This is a genomic window from Flavobacterium sp. LHD-85 (assembly GCF_030929595.1).
Lineage (GTDB): Bacteria > Bacteroidota > Bacteroidia > Flavobacteriales > Flavobacteriaceae > Flavobacterium.
The window spans coordinates 1-18,544 of record NZ_JAVFVR010000026.1; the positions used below are offsets into that span (position 1 = coordinate 1).

16 protein-coding genes and 1 pseudogene are annotated in these 18,544 nt (G+C 29.9%); 10 read left to right on the plus strand and 7 right to left on the minus strand.

Annotated features, from left to right (window positions below; all coding sequences use genetic code 11):
- The first annotated feature begins 502 nt into the window (after positions 1 to 502).
- The 8 genes from dndC to RB618_RS23275 all read left to right on the plus strand — a co-directional run bounded on the left by dndC (position 503) and on the right by RB618_RS23275 (position 8,440).
- Entirely contained in the window at positions 503 to 1,861 is a 1,359-nt protein-coding gene (gene dndC, locus RB618_RS23240; protein ID WP_308071011.1) for a DNA phosphorothioation system sulfurtransferase DndC, read from the plus strand.
- Positions 1,858 to 3,954, plus strand: a complete 2,097-nt coding sequence (locus RB618_RS23245; RefSeq protein ID WP_308071012.1) for an AAA family ATPase — start codon at positions 1,858 to 1,860, stop codon at positions 3,952 to 3,954. Before dndC ends, RB618_RS23245 begins: the two co-directional genes overlap by 4 nt.
- Positions 3,938 to 4,330, plus strand: a complete 393-nt coding sequence (locus RB618_RS23250) for a DndE family protein (protein WP_308071013.1) — start codon at positions 3,938 to 3,940, stop codon at positions 4,328 to 4,330. Before RB618_RS23245 ends, RB618_RS23250 begins: the two co-directional genes overlap by 17 nt.
- Positions 4,331 to 4,363: 33 nt before the next feature.
- Complete coding sequence (locus RB618_RS23255; RefSeq protein ID WP_308071014.1) at positions 4,364 to 5,470, plus strand: hypothetical protein; 1,107 nt, start codon at positions 4,364 to 4,366, stop codon at positions 5,468 to 5,470.
- Positions 5,460 to 6,437, plus strand: a complete 978-nt coding sequence (locus tag RB618_RS23260; RefSeq protein WP_308071015.1) for a hypothetical protein — start codon at positions 5,460 to 5,462, stop codon at positions 6,435 to 6,437. Before RB618_RS23255 ends, RB618_RS23260 begins: the two co-directional genes overlap by 11 nt.
- A gap of 72 nt (positions 6,438 to 6,509) precedes the next feature.
- Positions 6,510 to 7,106, plus strand: a complete 597-nt coding sequence (locus RB618_RS23265) for a 3'-5' exonuclease (RefSeq protein ID WP_308071016.1) — start codon at positions 6,510 to 6,512, stop codon at positions 7,104 to 7,106.
- Positions 7,107 to 7,125: 19 nt separating this feature from the next.
- Positions 7,126 to 7,815, plus strand: a complete 690-nt coding sequence (locus tag RB618_RS23270) for a hypothetical protein (RefSeq protein WP_308071017.1) — start codon at positions 7,126 to 7,128, stop codon at positions 7,813 to 7,815.
- Between the two features lie 13 nt (positions 7,816 to 7,828).
- A complete protein-coding gene (locus RB618_RS23275; RefSeq protein ID WP_308071018.1) occupies positions 7,829 to 8,440 on the plus strand; it encodes a methyltransferase domain-containing protein in 612 nt (203 codons plus the stop codon).
- Between the two features lie 12 nt (positions 8,441 to 8,452).
- Here the strand turns inward: RB618_RS23275 and RB618_RS23280 are convergent, their stop codons facing one another.
- The 7 genes from RB618_RS23280 to RB618_RS23310 form a co-directional block, all read right to left on the minus strand.
- A complete protein-coding gene (locus tag RB618_RS23280) occupies positions 8,453 to 8,695 on the minus strand; it encodes a hypothetical protein (RefSeq protein ID WP_308071019.1) in 243 nt (80 codons plus the stop codon).
- Between the two features lie 93 nt (positions 8,696 to 8,788).
- On the minus strand, positions 8,789 to 9,409 hold the full coding sequence (locus tag RB618_RS23285) for a hypothetical protein (protein WP_308071020.1): 621 nt from the start codon (positions 9,407 to 9,409) through the stop codon (positions 8,789 to 8,791).
- A 39-nt stretch (positions 9,410 to 9,448) separates the two neighbouring features.
- Entirely contained in the window at positions 9,449 to 10,492 is a 1,044-nt protein-coding gene (locus tag RB618_RS23290) for an ATP-binding protein (RefSeq protein ID WP_308071021.1), read from the minus strand.
- Positions 10,492 to 12,690: an AAA family ATPase gene (locus tag RB618_RS23295; RefSeq protein ID WP_308071023.1), complete on the minus strand. Its 2,199-nt coding sequence runs from the start codon at positions 12,688 to 12,690 to the stop codon at positions 10,492 to 10,494. The genes RB618_RS23290 and RB618_RS23295 overlap by 1 nt, the downstream gene beginning before the upstream one ends.
- Positions 12,691 to 12,693: 3 nt before the next feature.
- On the minus strand, positions 12,694 to 12,909 hold the full coding sequence (locus tag RB618_RS23300) for a hypothetical protein (RefSeq protein ID WP_308071024.1): 216 nt from the start codon (positions 12,907 to 12,909) through the stop codon (positions 12,694 to 12,696).
- Complete coding sequence (locus RB618_RS23305; protein WP_308071025.1) at positions 12,906 to 14,309, minus strand: DEAD/DEAH box helicase; 1,404 nt, start codon at positions 14,307 to 14,309, stop codon at positions 12,906 to 12,908. Before RB618_RS23305 ends, RB618_RS23300 begins: the two co-directional genes overlap by 4 nt.
- 189 nt (positions 14,310 to 14,498) lie before the next feature.
- Complete coding sequence (locus tag RB618_RS23310; protein WP_308071026.1) at positions 14,499 to 14,756, minus strand: helix-turn-helix transcriptional regulator; 258 nt, start codon at positions 14,754 to 14,756, stop codon at positions 14,499 to 14,501.
- Between the two features lie 596 nt (positions 14,757 to 15,352).
- On the opposite strand from RB618_RS23310, the gene RB618_RS23315 reads away from it, so the two are divergent.
- Together RB618_RS23315 and RB618_RS23320 are read left to right on the plus strand one after the other, a co-directional pair.
- On the plus strand, positions 15,353 to 18,058 hold the full coding sequence (locus RB618_RS23315; RefSeq protein WP_308071027.1) for a SusC/RagA family TonB-linked outer membrane protein: 2,706 nt from the start codon (positions 15,353 to 15,355) through the stop codon (positions 18,056 to 18,058).
- Positions 18,046 to 18,393, plus strand: a pseudogene (locus RB618_RS23320) (conjugal transfer protein TraG); the annotation flags it as partial. The gene RB618_RS23315 and the pseudogene RB618_RS23320, both read left to right, overlap by 13 nt.
- Positions 18,394 to 18,544: the final 151 nt, after the last annotated feature.

Consider the following 18,544-nt stretch of genomic DNA (forward strand, 5'->3'; position numbering starts at 1 on the left):
AAGGGACTAGCTTAGTATATTATTATGAAAAGCTGTTTTTTAGAGTATCTCTGTAATTAATTGATTATCAAAGATTCTAAAAAACAGCTTGTGATAATTTACTTCTTCTGATTTTCAATATTATCAAAAGATATTGATAATATTGAAGAATCTAAAAAATAATTCATTATTACTTTTTATTTAGCAGGCCTTTCATGTTTAATTTGAAAGGCTTTTTTTTGTGCTAAATTTATAAAAACCTCATTAATATGCTTCTAAGAAGTAGCATAGAAGGATAATTAAGCTTGACAAAAGGCTTTATCTATTTTCTATCGAATAACAAAAGAATTAAAAACTGTTAATAAACGCTAAATCAAAACATTGCCTATAGTCTACCTACATTAAGGACTTCGCGTATTAAATAAAATTTAAACAATAAATCAAAATTGTTTATATTAAGCCTAAATTTGCATAAATTCTATTTTAAAATTTTTATAATTTTAAATAACTATAAAATATATAAATGACTCCTATAAAAAGTAAAAGAATTGAGGCTGTAATTAATGATATTATTGACCAATACGCTTATGCTGATCAATCAGACAGACCTTGGATAATTGGATTTAGTGGAGGGAAAGACTCAACTGTTTTATTGGGTTTGGTATGGATTGCCCTGCTAAGAATTCGAGAAACATTACCATATCCTTTTCAATTAAAAAGAAAAGTTTATGTAGTTTGCAATGATACTATGGTAGAAAACCCAATTATTTCAAATTATGTTGAAGACGTATTATCAAAAATAGACGCGGAAGCAAGAAATCAGGATTTACCAATTTTTGTTCAAAAAACAACCCCTAAACTTGAGGAGACATTTTGGATAAATGTTATCGGAAAAGGGTATCCTGTTCCAAATAATTCTTTTAGATGGTGTACTGACAAGCTAAAAATTAGACCAACATCAAATTTTTTGATTGAACAGGTTGACCAAATGGGAGAAGCCATTGTTTTACTTGGGACAAGATATGATGAAAGTGCTACAAGAGAAAGATCTATACGCAAACACGAAGTTACTGGAAAAAGACTTTCCAAACATCAAACATCTGCAAATACTTATACATACGCTCCTATAAAAGAATTAATGTTAGAAGAAGTCTGGTACTTTATCAATGCAGTGCCTTCTCCTTGGGGGTTTGATAATTCAATATTGTTTCAAATTTATGCTGATGCAAGTGCAGATGATTACGAGTGTCCAACCGTTGTTGTTGATAAAAATCATACTTCATGTGGTCAAAGCAGGTTTGGATGCTGGACTTGTACAGTTGTTAAAAATGACAAATCAATGACTTCTTTAGTCAACAACGGTAGAAATTGGATGCAACCTCTGTTAGATTTCAGAAATAGATTAATAGAGAATAGAAATATTTCAGAAAATCGCAAAGATAGTAGACGTAATGGACAAATTGCCGTTCGAGAAGATGGTTCAAAAAATGGTACCTATGAAGAACATTACAGATATGAGATCCTAAAAGATTTGTTAACTGTGCAAAAAGAAATTCAAAAAGAACACCCTTACGTAACCCTCATAAACAATCAAGAGTTAATTGCAATTCAGGTAATCTGGAACAGAGATTTGTATTTCGACCATACAGTTGGTGAACTTTATAAAAGCATTTATAATAAGGAAATAACTACTACAAACATCCAAACTTTTAATGATACTGAAAAAAGAATTGTACGTGAAGTTTGTTCAGATGAACCTGAATATTACAATCTAATAAGTAATCTAATTGATCTACAGCAAACAAAAACTTTAATGATTACTAAATACGGTCTTCATAATGATATAGAAAATAGAATTGAAAGATTCGCAAATGAACTATGAAAATAAATAAAATAAAATTTCAGAATTTTAGAATTTACAAAGGAACAAATGAAATAGATTTTAATCCAAATAATTCTAAAAACATTAGCATCATTGCGGGAAAAAATGGTTTTGGAAAAACTACTTTTCTTACTTCCCTTATTTGGGTTTTCTATGGGAAAATGATGGGAGAAGTTGAGGATAAATACCGAAAAGATATAAAAAGTGTTGGAGGTTATGATAACTTCTTAAAGACACTTTTAAATCGAGATGTTAAATCTGAGTACGAAATTGAGCAAAAAGGCCAGCCTACTTTTTCAGTAGAAATTGAACTAAAGGATCTTTCAATCCCATCTATTCCATGTAAGTCTGTAAAAGTTAAAAGATCATACGATTTAGTTAAACAAACTGAAAAATTATCGATATTAATTGATAATATTGAAAGTGAATTAAGTAAAGAAGTAGGTTACGAAGTCTTTATTAATGATTTTATATTACCAAGAGAGATTGCCAAGTTCTTCTTTTTTGATGCTGAAAAAATCGTATCTCTTGCAGAAGCCAAATCAAAACAAGAATTAAAAAATCTTAGCAGAGCATATTCTGAAGTATTAGGAATTAAAAAATATGAAGATTTAAAAAAGAATTTAGAAACATTAATTTCTAAATTTAAACGAGATGGCGCATCACCTGAACAAAGAGAACAACTAAATAAATTACTAAAAGAAGAAAAACAATTAAATGGCCTAATCGAGATAAACCAGGATAGTCAAAACAATATTGAAAAAGAAATTTCAAATCAACATCTTATTAGTGAAGGATATCAAGAAAAATTAATACGAGAAGGGAATGGAATTACTCTTGATGAACTTCAAGAATTAAAAAAAGAAAGAGACAATCTTAAAGAAGAGTCTATTGAACTAAGAAATAGATTAAGAAAACTCTTAGATATTGCCCCATTAGTTTTAGCCGGTAAAAAATTTCTTAATTTAAAAGAACAACTAGACAATGAAAATAAACTTCATTCCGAAAATATTCACAAATTTATTAAAACTGAAGAATTTGTTTCATTTTCTAATTTGTTATTAAAAAATCTAGATGATTTAACATTTGATACATTAACTAAATCTAAAATCGTTAATGCGCTAAAAAAAACAATTTCTGATAAACAAAATATAAATCCTAATGAAAACGTTAAAGTTCTTTTAGACTATAATGATGAACAATTTAGAAATGTCGAAGCCGTTTATAACAACATAAAATCTAGTTTTTCAAGTCAATTTAATGACATAATTAGATTAGAAAAAAACAATCGTGTTTTATTATCGAGAGTTCTAAATAAGATAAAACAGGCTGAAGCAAGAAATGATAATCATTTAGCTCAAAAACTACGACAGGAAAAAATAAATGTAGACCTAAAAATAAGTGAACTTTCTCAAAACAGAGATATGCTCTTGGAAGAATCAGGAGGACTAAAAATCAAACTGGCAACTAATCATAAATTACTTTCACAGTTTGAAAAAGATATTAATCTGGACGAAACTGACAAAAAGAAATATGAAGTCATTGAAAATTTATTATATAAAATAAATAAAATCATATACAAAATTAAAGAAGACAAAAAATATTCTTTGCAAAAATCTCTTCTTTTAGGATTGAAAAAGATAATGCATAAAAAGGACTTCATTGCCAATGTTAAAGTCAATGTTTTAGAAGATGTAATGGACATTGATTTATTGGATAAAAATAACAACATTATAGATAAAGATTCTTTATCCAAAGGAGAGCAACAGCTATATGCCACGGCTCTACTAAAAGCTTTAGTCGATGAGTCTGGAATTAAATTCCCTATTTTCATTGATAGTCCATTGCAAAAATTCGATAAATATCATTCAAAAAACATTATCAGAGAGTTTTATCCTGATATTTCAGAACAAGTGGTATTATTTCCTCTTTTAGAAAAAGAATTGTCCGAAGCTGAATACCAATATTTAAAACCAAATGTAAATAAAGCTTTTACAATAGAAAATAATAATGGCTCATCAACCTTCAAGCATGTTGCTGTAAATTCATTATTTGATCACTTAAATTCGGAAAAAAATGTTTACGCAAATTAAAACAAGTAAAGAAAACAAAGAAATTGTTTCTTTATTGACTAGAAAATTAGGTTTAGGTGCAGAAAATGTTATTGCCAGAATAGCTTTTACCTATTCTCTATCAATAAATGAAAGACTTGATTTAAATGATATAAAAGACTTTGGGGGAAAAGAATATTCAAAAAGTGTATTGTTTGGTGACTATTATGATATTTACTTAGGCTTGTTATGCGTACATTATAATATATACAAAACAGACAAGGACATTTCTAAGTATATTAAGATGCATGTTGATCACGGATTATCTTTATTGCACAATGAAGTTTCACAGCTCTCTAATATTGATGGATTCGATTTTTTAACAGAAAAAATAGCTAAAAACATTCATTTTTTTTAAATTCAAACTATATTTACTCTCAAAATAATAACCATGAGTCATAATAATCCAAAATTTGAGATTATTTCATTAGATAAATTATTTCTAGATGATAAAAACCCTCGATTACCAAAGTCTCTACAAGGAGCTAAAGAGAAAGATATTCTAGAATACATGCTTTTAGACGCTTCATTAATTGAATTAATGTTAGCTATAGGTAAAAATGATTTTTTCCCAGGAGAACAACTTCTTGTAATTCAAGAAAAAGAAAATATTTATAGAGTTATAGAAGGAAACAGACGTCTTTCAGCTGTTAAATTATTGAATCATCCAGATTTGGTTTCTGTTCAAAAAACAAAGATTCAACAAGCTACGACAGAAGCCCAATACTTCCCTAAAGAAATTCCCTGTCTCGTTTTTGATGCAGAAGAAAACATTCATAATTATTTAGGATATAGACATATTACTGGAATTAAAGAATGGAAACTATTAGAGAAAGCTAGATATTTATTTGGCCTATGGAAAGACCAATACAGTGGACTTGACCTAAATGATGCATCAAGAGAATTAGCAAAAAGTATAGGAAGTAGAAAGGAATATGTAAAGAGAATACTTATTGGATATCAAATATTTTATAAAATAGAAGATGATGCTTTTTACAGAATAGCTGGATTAGATGACACAACGTTTTATTTCAATTATATTGCAGACAGCTTAAATAAACCTCACATTGCTAATTATCTAGGCTTAGATGTGAAGAATATTGACGATATAAATGAAATAACAATAAACGAAGAACATTTAGAAAACTGGACAAGATGGCTTTTTGAAAAAAATTCTGAGGGCAGAACAAGATTAATAGGTGATAGTTTTCATTTAAATGCTTTAAACAAAGTACTTAGTCATAAAGATGCTAGAGTTGCATTTATAGAAAAAGGTTACTCTTTAGACTTAGCTATAGATTTAACTGATGAAGCAGATTCTCAATTCTACAATTATTTAAATTCAGCTTTGAGTCAATTACAAAATTCTGATCGTTTAGTTGTAAAAGTAAATGTAAAACACGCTGCAGTTTCAGAACAGCTTAAAGAAATCAGATCTTTAGCCGTAAAAATCAATCGTTCATTACAAGAAAAAGAGGAAGACGAAGATGACATTTGATACTAAAATCACCAATTTCTTTGCTAAATTCACATTAGAGTTAGGTACACCTCCTACAAGAAATCTTACTTATCTTTATGCCGATTATATTGAACTAGTAAGTTTAATTTCTAATCAAAACTTTATATCAAGCACAGATATATTAGATAGATTAAAAGACGAGGGTATCATTAAACAAAGATTATCTGATGCTGACCAATCAGAAGCAAATGATGAAGATGAAAGTTTTATTGATGGCGTATACAGACTTATATTGGAAAGATCTCAAATGTTTGGAGATGATTATCCATTTGAAATTGAAGGCATAAATAAAATAAAGTTAAAAAATAAAGACGTAATTTCAAATCGTAATAAAATATATTTATATTTATTATTAGCATCTTCATTAAATATCTTTTCAGATTTACAGTCAGAATTAACTACAGAATTTGAAAATCTATGTACAGAAGTTTTAAAAAATTTCCTACCTAAACACGCTATTATTAAATCTTTTGGTAAAAATTCTAGTTATCGTGGTACAGCTGTCGAAAAAATAAAAGCGTTGGCTGAAGATATGAAAGTCCCTATTGAAAATGATGCATTTGATGAGATATCTACCAAAGGAACACAGGAAAAAGGACTGGATTTAGTAGGCTGGGTACCTTTTAATGACAATGTGCCTAATTTACTATCTATTTTAGCTCAATGTGCATGTGGAAAAGAATGGTATAAAAAATTAGGAGAAACAAGTAGATATAATAATTATTTTAAGTTTCATAGACTAAAACCCATACATACAATATTTATTCCTTACAATTTAGTGAGCTTCAATAAAAGCATATTTATCAAAAATGATGAAATTGATAATAGATTACTTTTCGAGAGAAAAAGAATAATGAATTATATTTGGACAACAGATTTTTTCAGTACATATAATTCAAAGACTTTGATTGATTTTTGTCTTAATTTTGAAGAAGATATTGTATAATCTAGAGTAATTCAATTATTTTAATAAATGATAACACCCGTTTTATAGAATCAGCTAGCTCGTAAATCAATTATGATTGTAATAGATATTGAAACAACTGGCTTAAATCCTTTTAAGCATTCCATATTAGAAATTGGAGCAGTGGACTTTAAAAATCCATCAAATAGATTTTATGGAAAATGCAGAATATTTGAAGGTGCTGAAGTAGATGAAAATTCTTTAAAAGTTAATGGATATAGTTATTCTCAATTGAATGATTTAAAAAAACTTGAATTAAAAGATATGATTTTAAATTTCATTGAATGGACTAAACCAATAAAAAACAAAACTTTAGCCGGTCAAAATGTAGATTTTGATATTCTTTTTTTAAATGAAAGTTTAAAAAGATGCCAGATAAATTGGTCATTTGGTTGGAGAAAAATTGATCTTCATACATTGGTTTACTCTGATAATTTAAAAAAGAGAATAGATCCTCCAATGAAAAATGAACTTTCAGATTTAAGTGGTAACCTAATAATGAACTATGTTGGTTTACCAATGGAACCCAAACCTCATACAGGAATAAACGGAGCTTTATACGAAGCGGAAGCATTTTCAAGACTTATCTATGGCACTTTACTTATTAATGAATTTGAAAAACATATTATACCTTCTCATTTGTGTAATTAAAAAAATAATACTGATTCATATGAAATATGCTTTACTATTTTATAGTGCTGAAGTAGATGCAGCATTTATTGCCTTTGTTGGAACTTTTATAATAGCTTTGATTTCTATTCATCAAAATTGGTTGTCAAATAAAAATAATAAAAAAAACATTGAACGAATAAGCATAATAGACAAAAGACAAGCTATTGAGAACAAATTAAATGAATTTTATATACCCTTAAGACATCATCTAGAACATAGTAAAACCTTATTTAAAATTTTTGCTAAAGACAAACCTGTAAACTTTAGAACTTTAACATATCTTCTTGATAAAAATCAGCTTTATGGCCATAACAATGTGAGAGTAGTTTTAAATAAAAATGATAAATCATTATTAAAAACTATTATCAAAATAGGAAGAAAAATTGAAAAATTGATCCACGAAAAAAGTTATTTAATTGGTGACGATACAGAATTTGTACAAGAATACATTCCAAGAGCCCAATATTCACACATAACATATGAAAATGATATGACCTTACTAAGTTTACTTATTTCACATTTAGTAACAATACGAATGGCTTTTAAAGAAGATCTGTCCGGGCAAATAAATAAGTTTAATGGCTTCGTGTTTCCAAATGAGGTAAATATTAGAGTTAATGAGAAAATTACTGAATTGGAAAATAAAGTCAACTCATACAATTTAGAAATTCTTAAATTAGATAAATAAAAAAATGCAAAATTTGAAAGAAACAACAATAATCAGTTACGATAAAACAGCACCTGAGTATCAAAAAGTTGTATCAAGTTTTGAATTATTACCGGAAATAAATGAGTTTATTCTTAAAGTAAATGAAGGAGGTAAAATTTTAGATTTAGGTTGTGGCCCAGGACATCATTCAATATTTTTTTTTAATCATGGTTTCAAAGTTACAGGAGTTGATTTATCTACTAAAATGATTGAATTAGCAAAAAAAGAATCCAAAAATATTGATTTTAAAATAATGGATATTTTAAATTTAGACTTTAAAAAAAATTCTTTTAATGCAATATGGGCTTCGGCAAGTTTACTTCATATTCCCAAGAATAAAATTATCCCTCTTTTAAAAAAATTAAAAAGTATATTAATAGAAGATGGACTTCTATATATTTCATTAAAAGAAGGCAAAGGATCTCATTTGTTTAAAGATATTAGATACGGTGGAGTAGAGAAATTTTATGTTTACTATAAAAGCGAAGAAATTGAAAATATATTAAATAAGATTGGATTTAAAATCCTTCAAATCGAAACAAAAGGAAAACGCACCAATTACGATACAAATTCCTGGATTCACATTTTTTGTCAAAACACCTAAACGTAAAACAAATTAATTATTCGGTATAAATCGTTGTCTACAATATTCTTCAATTTCAGTATCATTTAAAAAATATTCATCACAAAATTCTTCAAGTTCTTTCTCTGTTGACCTGTAGTACTTATCACTGGCAGTCATTAGTTTTTCAATCTGTTCTATAAATTTTTCAAAATCTTTATTGATTTTACATAATTTATCAATTGTTTTGAAATCCAAGTCTTTATATTTAGCAGGGATATAAAATTTTACTTTCATAAGGGTTAGCTTTTAACTCTATTATCCCTATACCAAATGATTGGTTTAATCTTTCTATTTCTTCGTTCAAAGTATCACTAATTTCAAATGCTACTAAATAGCCATAATTCGCCCAACTTGAATTTGAAACAGCCTGAAAAAATGTTTTTTTTTTAATTCATAATCTGAATTTATTTCTTTTTTGATTTCAAATGAAGAAATTTTAAAAATATCTAATTTATTTATTGCTTTTAAAAATGTTTGATTGATTTCAGATTGTAAATTTAGAAACTGTATCGCAACAATATCTGGATGAATCCATTTTTGATGGCTATCTTTAGAATTCAATAATTGTTCGTGAAATATTGTCTTTGAATATGTGTTAGTATTTTTTAAAAAACTACTTAATAATTTGTGTAAATCTCTTTTTTGATAATCTTTCTTTTTAGGTTTTATATTATCTGCATCTCTTTCACACTCTAATTGAACAAGTAAAACTGTTTTCTCTAATTTAGTTAGATAGTATTTATAAGTTTCTCCCGAAATTTTACTTCTTTTGATTCTTGAATCTCCATTTTTTATAAATTCTCTTAGCATGCCAGAAACAATAGCAACTGGCTTTTTTGCACCAAATTCATAATAACCATTTTCCGTAATATGATTATAAATTTCTGTAGCACTGGCAATACTATTAATATCTTCCAAACTTTTTAGGATTGATTCTTTGATAGTCATAACCTGATTACACTTATATATTTAAAATTGTAATTGTAATTAACTCCAATGATTTTCTATATATGCCATCATTTCGCTTGGGTTTAATGCTCTTGTTGATGCAGCTCGTCTTATATAAAATTCTTCAACACCCTTGTTTTTAACAAATATTGGTCCATTTTTTCGAAAATCAACATCTAACCTACAAATCATCTTTCCCTCTATCTCCGGGAAGTATAATGTTAATACCGCAAAAGCAGAATTCCCCATATATTTCTCAATTAAGTTATCTAAGTGTTTTTGAAACTCGTCTAATAAATCATGTTTATTTCCAAATGATTTAAAATCAGTATATAAACCAAGCACCTCTTTTTTATCAGAAACTCCAATTAATAATGTTCCGCTTTTTGTATTCATAAAACCTGCTAAAGTTTTAATGCAAGATAGTTCCATTTTATCATCGGGTATATTTGTATTTAAATTTACTCTCAGCGTCGATTTAAATTCTGTGTTTGAAGTTTCACCTTGTTCTATTAATCTGACTGTGGCTGTAATTAAATCTTCATCTACATCCTCCTTTTCCAATGTTATACAATTTATTTCGCCATCAAAAATATTTCCACAACTTTCTGCAAGTAAATCCACAAACATATATGGACTATTTAATAAATTATTATCTTCATATTCTTTTTGAAGATACTCTAAACCTCCATTTGCATAACTTTCAATAAAAGTTATAATATCATTAATAACAACGTTTAATTGTACCTCCTCCATATCCTCCAACTCATTCCAGGAAAAACCAATTTCTTCGCAATGAGAAAAAATTATCATTAACAAAAAGTCTACAAGTGTTGAATCTCTTTTCCATTTTCCAACTTCAATAAATTCTGTAGTTAAGTTTCTATTTGGTAGTGGTAGTTTTAAATTACGTTTTAACCCTAAAACAAATGCATAAATGTAAAGTTCGTATATCGGCCCAAATTGACTGTACTCAGATTTAGATTTACCTTTACTCGCAAAAGCTTGTATAATAGGAATTCTACTATTAGCATATCTTGGTCTTTTTATTAAAATTTGATTTTTAAAAGTCTCTGAATTCATTATTTTAATTTTGTTTTAGTTGTAAAAAGGTCTACCTGCTCTGCTCCTATAGGCACATGATTCACATACATAGTAGTTACATTAGAATCATTTAACAATCTTCTTCCTAAATCATTAATTTTTAAATCATCATTAGCTTTATATATTTCTTTTACTAGAACTATACTTTGTGGGAAAACTTTTCCGGTTGCCTCAAAAAAACCTTCTGTAAATCCTTCACCGAAAGCTGAAATAGGTGCGTCTGCAAGCAAAGGATAATTATACTCTGTATTATTTGCTGAAATAATTGCCATAACAACCGAAAATTTTTTCATTCTTTGAAAACCTTCTGAGCTTCCATAAACTGTATTGTTTTTACTATCTAAATAATTAAAATTAATAGAGCCTGAAGGTGTTTTTTCAAATTTTAGAATACCTCCAGCTAAATCATTGTTTTTAATCAAACTTTGAAAATGATTATTTGAATGTTCCTCTAAAAGTTTTACCATATTATCATATACTCTCTCTTTTGCATTATAGGTCGCATTTGCTAAATCAATTGCTATTGCATAATTATCCTTAAATCCTTGAGGAATATCTTTAAGATTATTCAAACTTTGAATTTCTATTTCAATGTTACCAATTTCAGTTTTCAATTTTAGTATCTTGGGTTTAATTACATCATCAATCTTTGACCTTGCATTTTCCATTCTTCTAATCGCTCCTTGATAACTGGATAAAATATTATCTTCAGGATTATTTTCAGAACTATTTCCGCCAATTAAAATATCTTTTCTCTGATCTGTTAAGGACTTTAATTGTTCTTTAATTCTTTGAATTTGTTTTTTTAATTCTTCTTCTTTTTCCTGAGTAGCCTTAACACTTTTTTGCACTCCATTGATTCTACTATAAAAAGGCTGACCATTTATTTGAAGATTTCCGAAAAAATCATTTAAATCATTTAACACAAATGGTTTCTCTTTATTTGTATCACCTGGCCTATTCAATAATTTTATTAAATAATCATACTCAGGTTTACCTTTTTTTACTGGTCGATCACAGACATAACAATGCTCATTTTCAATCATATTTTGAATTGAAACAGCATCAGGAGAATTTACTGGTAAAAAGTGAAAATAGTTATTAGGATTCTCCTCTATATTTTGTATTGCTTTTTTCTGAAAATGTTCATTTATAAAATTTTCATTTAATTTTCTAAATTTCGTTATTTCCTCTTCAAATCCCATTGCAATCCATGAAAAACTACCATCAAAAAAACGATTATTGATTCTATCAAGAAACTCTTCAAACTCCTCAACTTTATCCTTTAATTTCTTCTTTAAAGGTCGTATTTTATCATCTAACTCTTTTCTTCGTTCAGCATTAGCATAATTTTTATCTAGATGATTTTTTTCCTTTTCAGCATCTGAATAGCTTGTTTCCCATTCTAACAATTTTTTATTCTCAAAATCTAACTGTAATTGAATCCTATCTTTTTCATCTATAGCCACTTGAAGTCTTTTAAATTGCTCATCATTTGCATTATTTTGACTTGTTAAATCTTTTTCGGCTTTTGATTTAAATTCGTTTGTTAATTCAACTAATTTCTTATACTTACTTATTTCTGTTAAATTTTGAACTGCGTCTTCAATACTCGCTTTTTCACTAAAATCAATAATATTATCAACCTCCTCTCCTTGAAAAAAAGAATATTTTCTAAAAGCAGGCATAATCAAACGATCTATAATTTTCCTCTTTTCATATTCATCATAAACCGGTTTAAATTTTGGTAAAATCAATTCAGTTTTGTTAACTTCAGTGTCATTTATAATCAATTGCCAACTTTGTGGGTCTGAAATATTATCATTAAGTTTAGTTAAAGTAAATGATTTAATAATTTGATATTTAACTCTATCCCCAAATGTATATTCTATTTGAATTGCGCAATCAACATTTTGTCTTAATTGAGTTTCATTTTTCGCCTTATCAGATATGATTTTTACATACATGTCTTTAATACTCTTACGAAGCTTATCATCCGAATCCAAAACGATATCATCAAAAAGCCATAAAAAAGCATTAAAAAATTTTGATTTTCCTGCTCCATTATCCGCAACAATGATATTAACCCCATTATTTAATTCATAATAGTTTTCTTCAAAATCGCCATAATAATTAAAGAAATTCTTAAAAGCAATACTGTTAATGATTGATGCCATGATTTATATTTTATGGATATTTTTTATTGTAGAATATATCTGTCTTCCAGTCCTATCATTATCATTTTCATTAATTATTGTAGCTAGAATGTTAACAATTTTTTTACTGTCTGGTCTAAACGGTTCTATATTTTCTAGTTCTACTTGCGTAATATTATACTTCTTCATCAAATCTGCATCAGATAGGATTTCTTTCAAAATTTCATCTCTTTTACTCATAATTCACTTATTATTTGGTCAAGGTTTAATTCATATTTTGACAATATTTCTTGAAGATTACTTTTTGAATCATAAAAATTCATTGAAAGACTAGCAAAATGTGCGACTCTCTGTAATTCATTTTTTACCATTTTTTTTTCCATATTAAAAAAATCGGATGAACCATTTGAAATATTTGGTACGACAACCATATCATATATTGTTGCATATGCTTTATCTTTATGCTTTCTAAGTAATCGGCCTCGTCTTTGAATGAATTGTCTAGGATTTCCAGTACTTGAGCAAAAGATTCCTATTTCTGCTCTTGGTATATCGACTCCTTCATCTAACATCTTCATCGCAAAAAGAACATCTATCTTGCCTTCAGAAAAACCTCTAAGAATTTGATCTAATTTCTCATCTTCTGAAGTATAGGAATTTATCCGAAGAGAGGGAATTGTATCATTACAAGCCTTTAAGTATAGATCAATTAATTTTTGATCTGTTGCTTCATTGTTAGTTAAGTATCCTTCAGGAACATAGGCAAATGCATATTTGAGTTTATCCGTTTTATAGAGTTGAGTTATAATCTTTTTAAAACATGCAATTTTATTTATTGCTTTATGAATTATATTTTTCCGCTTCAATAATAAAATTTCAACCATTGGATCTTGCTTGAATTCTCTTTTCTCAAAATCGAAGAATTTTAACAATTTTATTGATATTTCAACGTATTCTTCCATTTCATCAGAATTCAGTTCTACTAAAACAGGAAAATATTTATATTCAGTCAAATAACCTTCTTTTAATGCTTTCTCAATATCAAATGAAAAAGTATAAGGAGGAGTGTCATTAAAAAAAACATTTAAAGCCTCAGTACCTTCAATATCGTAAATTCTTTTTGGTGTCGCTGATAATCCAATTCTTTTTTCACATTTAATATCATACAATTTCTTTCTAATATTAGTTGCTGCTATATTATGTGCTTCATCTGCAATCAGCAAGAAATCTTTATCGATCTTTTTAAAATATTTCTGAAACTTACTGGTTATAAAACTTCCGTAGGTACATATGATTATTAAATCTCTCTTATTACCCCAAGAAAAATTACTAACATAACTTGCCAAATCTCTTTCCCAATCATTCCCTCCGCCTACTTGTAGAATATTTTCAAAATTAAAAGACTCAACTTCTTTTTGCCACTGATTAAGCAATGCTATAGATGGAACCAAAATAATTGTTTTATATGTATTAAAAAGTTTGTAAAGATTTAACAAACAGTTTAATGAAGTTATAGTTTTACCAGTACCAGTTGCCATTGCAAAAACTCCTTGACAATCATTCTTTAACCAATTTTCATAAGCTTCAATTTGATAGTTTCGGGGTCCCTCAATATTTGGAAATCTTGGATTATTGTTCAATAGTTTAAACTTTAAAATTATTTAATAAAAAAATTCTATAATCATATTTTAGTTTGTTCAATAATATCTAAAAATAAAAGAATAAATTCATTTTTACTTACCATTAAAAATACTTTTTGATAACGTTTACTTTACTATTTTTTATGATACCTCTCTGTTAATCTTTAATACTCAACAAAAAAACTTTTATCATTTTTTTAAATCATCATCCGTCAAATCGAATTCAAAATCGAAAAAATCTTTTGGATGAACATTTAATGCTCTCGCTAAATCGAATACTGTTTTTAACTGAATACTTTTCTGTCCTTTTTCTATCTTACTTATCTGACTATGATCCACATTACACATCTGAGCTAATTTCCTATAACTAAACCCTTTATCTTTTCTAAATTTATAAAGCTTTTCACCGAATGATAATAAAAATTTTAAGTTTTCTTTCCTTTCCATTTGAAGTATTTAGAAAAAGAAATTTCAGCTTTTACTATAAAAAAAATGTAGTGTTTAAATACTACATATGATATATTTTGTTATATTTGTTGATTATTAATTACATTTGCGATACTTCTTATAAAAATATAGAAGCATTCGCTTTGAATCTCGTACTAGAAAATTGGCCTTTTCAAATACCACGAGAGAATAAGCAAGATGCTCACGTCACTGACGTGGGCTCACTTATTCGTGGTAAGGTATGGCCAATACCTCTAGTGCAATAAGCTGAGTTCACGTCTTTTATTTTTCCATAAATTGAACTCCCTACTTCAAAGCATTGTTAAATATTCTAAAGTCAAATCGTTTACAACAATTATTGAATTAGTTAGTTGGGAACCACTCTGCCTATACTTGGCTGCAACTAGGAAAAGGCAGTGTGCATTCCCAATCATCAAACCATTAAATCTTATTGCTTATGAAACACCTTCGTTGAAGACCGATTTGAACTTATCAATAATCTTCAACATAAAAAAATGGCCCTCCACGGCAGCGACCAAACTAGCATAGAGGACCTTAGCTAATCAAATACCATTTAACTAACCAATCCCAATATTATGAATTATTTTTCATTTTACAAGGATGGAAGAGCTCTTTATTGCCTGATTTTTGCTGGCATACTGCTGTCTTTTTCATCATCGTTTGCCGGAATTTCAAAACGGCTTTCCAATGTTTCTTTCCAACAGTTTAAAGTTCAGGGAATCGTTTCTGATGGGACTTCTCCTCTGCCGGGTGTGACTCTCAGTATCAAAAACAAATCAAGTGGCGCAGCAATCACTGATTACAATGGACAATACATTTTAGCTGCTGCTTCCTATGATACCTTGGTGGTAACTTTTGTTGGATATAAAACTGCACTAATTCCCATTGCAGGACGCTCTTCCATAAACGTAACGCTACAGTATGATACCACAACACTTCAGGAAGTCCGAGTAAATGCAGGATATTACTCTGTAAAGGAGAGCGAACGTACCGGAAGCATTGCCCGCATAACAGCAAAAGATATTGAAAACCAGCCAGTAACCAATGTACTCGCCACTATGCAGGGTCGTATGGCGGGAGTCAATATTACCCAGAGTACGGGTGTTCCCGGCGGGAGCTTTAATATTCAGATTCGAGGCCAAAACAGCATAAGACCAGATGCAAACTCGCCACTTTATATAGTTGACGGAGTCCCTTACTCTTCAGAAACAGTAGGATACAGTCAGACCTCTACAATTTTTCCTAGTACAACCAGTCCATTAAACAGCATAAACCCTGATGCGATAGAAAGCATAGAAGTGCTTAAGGATGCAGACGCTACTGCCATATATGGTTCTAGAGGTGCTAATGGAGTAGTACTGATTACTTCAAAGAAAGGAAAAGAAGGTAAAACAAAATTCTCCGTAAGTGCTTCTACAGGAACTGGCTCTGTTACACGCTTAATGGAAATGTTGAACACTGAGCAGTATCTTGCCATGCGACATCAAGGATTTGCAAATGACAAAATAACTGTCTATCCTGTAAATGCTTATGATATAAACGGAACCTGGGACCAGAACCGTTATACGGACTGGCAAAAGGAGCTCATTGGAGGCACTTCAATCATATCAGAACTGCGCGGAAGTATTTCGGGGGGGAATCAAAGCACCCAGTTTCTTTTTGGTGGCAACTACCATAAATCCACAAGTGTTTTTCCTGGAGATTTCAACTACAAGAAAGGAAGCGCAAATTTTAATGTTAATCATCAGTCATCAGACGGCAGATTTCGTCTGGTATTAACAGCTGGTTATACTATTCAAAACAACGACCAGCCGGCCACGGACTTTACCAGTGAAGCGCGTCTTATTGTTCCTAATGCACCGCAACTTTACAATCCCGATGGTAGTCTTAATTGGGCGAATGGAACATGGGATAATCCTCTTCGAAGTTTAAATGCAGAGTACCTTTCCAAAACCAAAGATATTTTGGCCAATACGGTGCTATCTTATAAAATAACTGATGAACTACTGTTGAAAAGCAGTTTTGGTTATACTGACCTGCGTCATACAGAGACCAGAACAACTCCTTCAACAATTTTCAACCCATCATATGGATATACCAGTGCAAACTCTGTTCTATACTATAATAACACAACTAGAAATTCATGGATTATAGAACCGCAGATAAGCTGGGAAACACAGTTGGGAGAAGGAAAAATAGGCATATTGGCAGGAGGTACCTTTCAAACGCAGAATTCTTATCGCCTTATCCAGTCTGGAAGCGGGTTCAGCTCTAATAGTCTTATATACGACCTTGCTTCAGCTGTAAATAAACAAGTCCAATTCAGCAATGAAACTATCTATAAATATCAGGCATTTTTTGGAAGAGTCAATTACAACTGGCAGGACAAATATATTATTAATCTCACTGCAAGACGTGATGGTTCAAGTAGATTTGGACCAGGAAACCAATTTGCTAATTTTGGTGCCATCGGTGGAGCATGGCTCTTCTCTAAAGAAAATTTCATTAATAAAAGTTCATGGCTAAGCTTTGCAAAACTTAGGGCTAGTTATGGAACAACCGGAAGCGATCAGATTGGCGATTATCAGTTTCATGACACCTACACTTCATCAGGAGTTAATTATCAAAATATCGTAGGACTGCAGCCATCTAGATTATTCAATCCTAATTTTGGCTGGGAAATAAACAGAAAACTAGAAGCTGCAACCGAGCTGGGATTTTTTTCAGACCGCATTTTTGTAACTTCCGCCTGGTATAAAAACCGTTCATCTAACCAGCTTGTAGGAATACCATTACCAGGCACAACAGGCTTTACGCAGCTTCAGGCAAACCTAGAGGCAACAGTTGAAAATAAAGGCTTTGAATTCACGCTTCGTACTGTAAATTTTTCCCGTAAAAACTTCAGTTGGATCACCAGCTTCAACATCAGCATTTCTAAGAACAAACTTATCAGTTTTCCTAATATTCAAAGTTCAACATATAAAGATAAATACAGAATTGGACAGCCACTCAACATACAGCTATCATACAAATATCTAGGAATTGACCCCGTTACCGGAATATATCAATTTGCCGACGAAAACAATGACGGACTAATTTCGTCTCCAAATGACAGACAAACAATTGTAAATCTAAATCCAGATTATTTTGGCGGGCTGCAGAATCAACTAACTTACAAAAACTGGAAACTGGATTTTCTTTTTCAGTTTGTCAAGCAACAAAATATAAGTTTCAACAATATACCCGGCATGATGTATAATCAACCAAGGCAGAGTACATAAAATACCTTTTCAAAACAGTAAGAAAATTCTTCGGAGAAGCCATTGTCGTTACACAGGAAGTGGACGATATCATCCAGTCGCCTATTGTTAAAGAGAGCATCATAAACAATTCTGACTGTAAAATACTGCTGGACCAGCGCAAATACATGAACAAGTTTGATGACATCCAGGCAATGCTGGGACTCACCGACAAAGAAAAAGCACAGGTGCTTTCCATAAACATGAACAACAACCCTTCACGTCTGTACAAAGAGGTATGGATCGGTCTTGGCGGTACGCACTCTGCAGTATATGCAACAGAAGTCAGCCTTGAAGAATACCTGGTGCGCCCATAAGGGCATATAGCAAATGTGGTTTGGCAACCACTGGCAAGTGTTTATAACGCCCATCAACAGCCGACTTATCCGAACGGGAAACCCGACGGGGAGTGTAGCATGTCGGAAAAGCCACAAGTCAACTAACTATTAAGTTGCGACTGAGTGGCAA

Excerpts from the sequence above, each read along its gene's own strand:
- dndC (WP_308071011.1), top strand. The coding sequence starts at position 503 with ATGACTCCTATAAAAAGTAAAAGAATTGAGGCTGTAATTAATGATATT.
- RB618_RS23245 (WP_308071012.1), top strand. The coding sequence starts at position 1,858 with ATGAAAATAAATAAAATAAAATTTCAGAATTTTAGAATTTACAAAGGA.
- RB618_RS23250 (WP_308071013.1), top strand. The coding sequence starts at position 3,938 with ATGTTTACGCAAATTAAAACAAGTAAAGAAAACAAAGAAATTGTTTCT.
- RB618_RS23255 (WP_308071014.1), top strand. The coding sequence starts at position 4,364 with ATGAGTCATAATAATCCAAAATTTGAGATTATTTCATTAGATAAATTA.
- RB618_RS23260 (WP_308071015.1), top strand. The coding sequence starts at position 5,460 with ATGACATTTGATACTAAAATCACCAATTTCTTTGCTAAATTCACATTA.
- RB618_RS23265 (WP_308071016.1), top strand. The coding sequence starts at position 6,510 with ATGATTGTAATAGATATTGAAACAACTGGCTTAAATCCTTTTAAGCAT.
- RB618_RS23270 (WP_308071017.1), top strand. The coding sequence starts at position 7,126 with ATGAAATATGCTTTACTATTTTATAGTGCTGAAGTAGATGCAGCATTT.
- RB618_RS23280 (WP_308071019.1), bottom strand. The coding sequence starts at position 8,695 with ATGAAAGTAAAATTTTATATCCCTGCTAAATATAAAGACTTGGATTTC.
- RB618_RS23285 (WP_308071020.1), bottom strand. The coding sequence starts at position 9,409 with ATGACTATCAAAGAATCAATCCTAAAAAGTTTGGAAGATATTAATAGT.
- RB618_RS23290 (WP_308071021.1), bottom strand. The coding sequence starts at position 10,492 with ATGAATTCAGAGACTTTTAAAAATCAAATTTTAATAAAAAGACCAAGA.
- RB618_RS23295 (WP_308071023.1), bottom strand. The coding sequence starts at position 12,690 with ATGGCATCAATCATTAACAGTATTGCTTTTAAGAATTTCTTTAATTAT.
- RB618_RS23300 (WP_308071024.1), bottom strand. The coding sequence starts at position 12,909 with ATGAGTAAAAGAGATGAAATTTTGAAAGAAATCCTATCTGATGCAGAT.
- RB618_RS23310 (WP_308071026.1), bottom strand. The coding sequence starts at position 14,756 with ATGGAAAGGAAAGAAAACTTAAAATTTTTATTATCATTCGGTGAAAAG.
- RB618_RS23315 (WP_308071027.1), top strand. The coding sequence starts at position 15,353 with ATGAATTATTTTTCATTTTACAAGGATGGAAGAGCTCTTTATTGCCTG.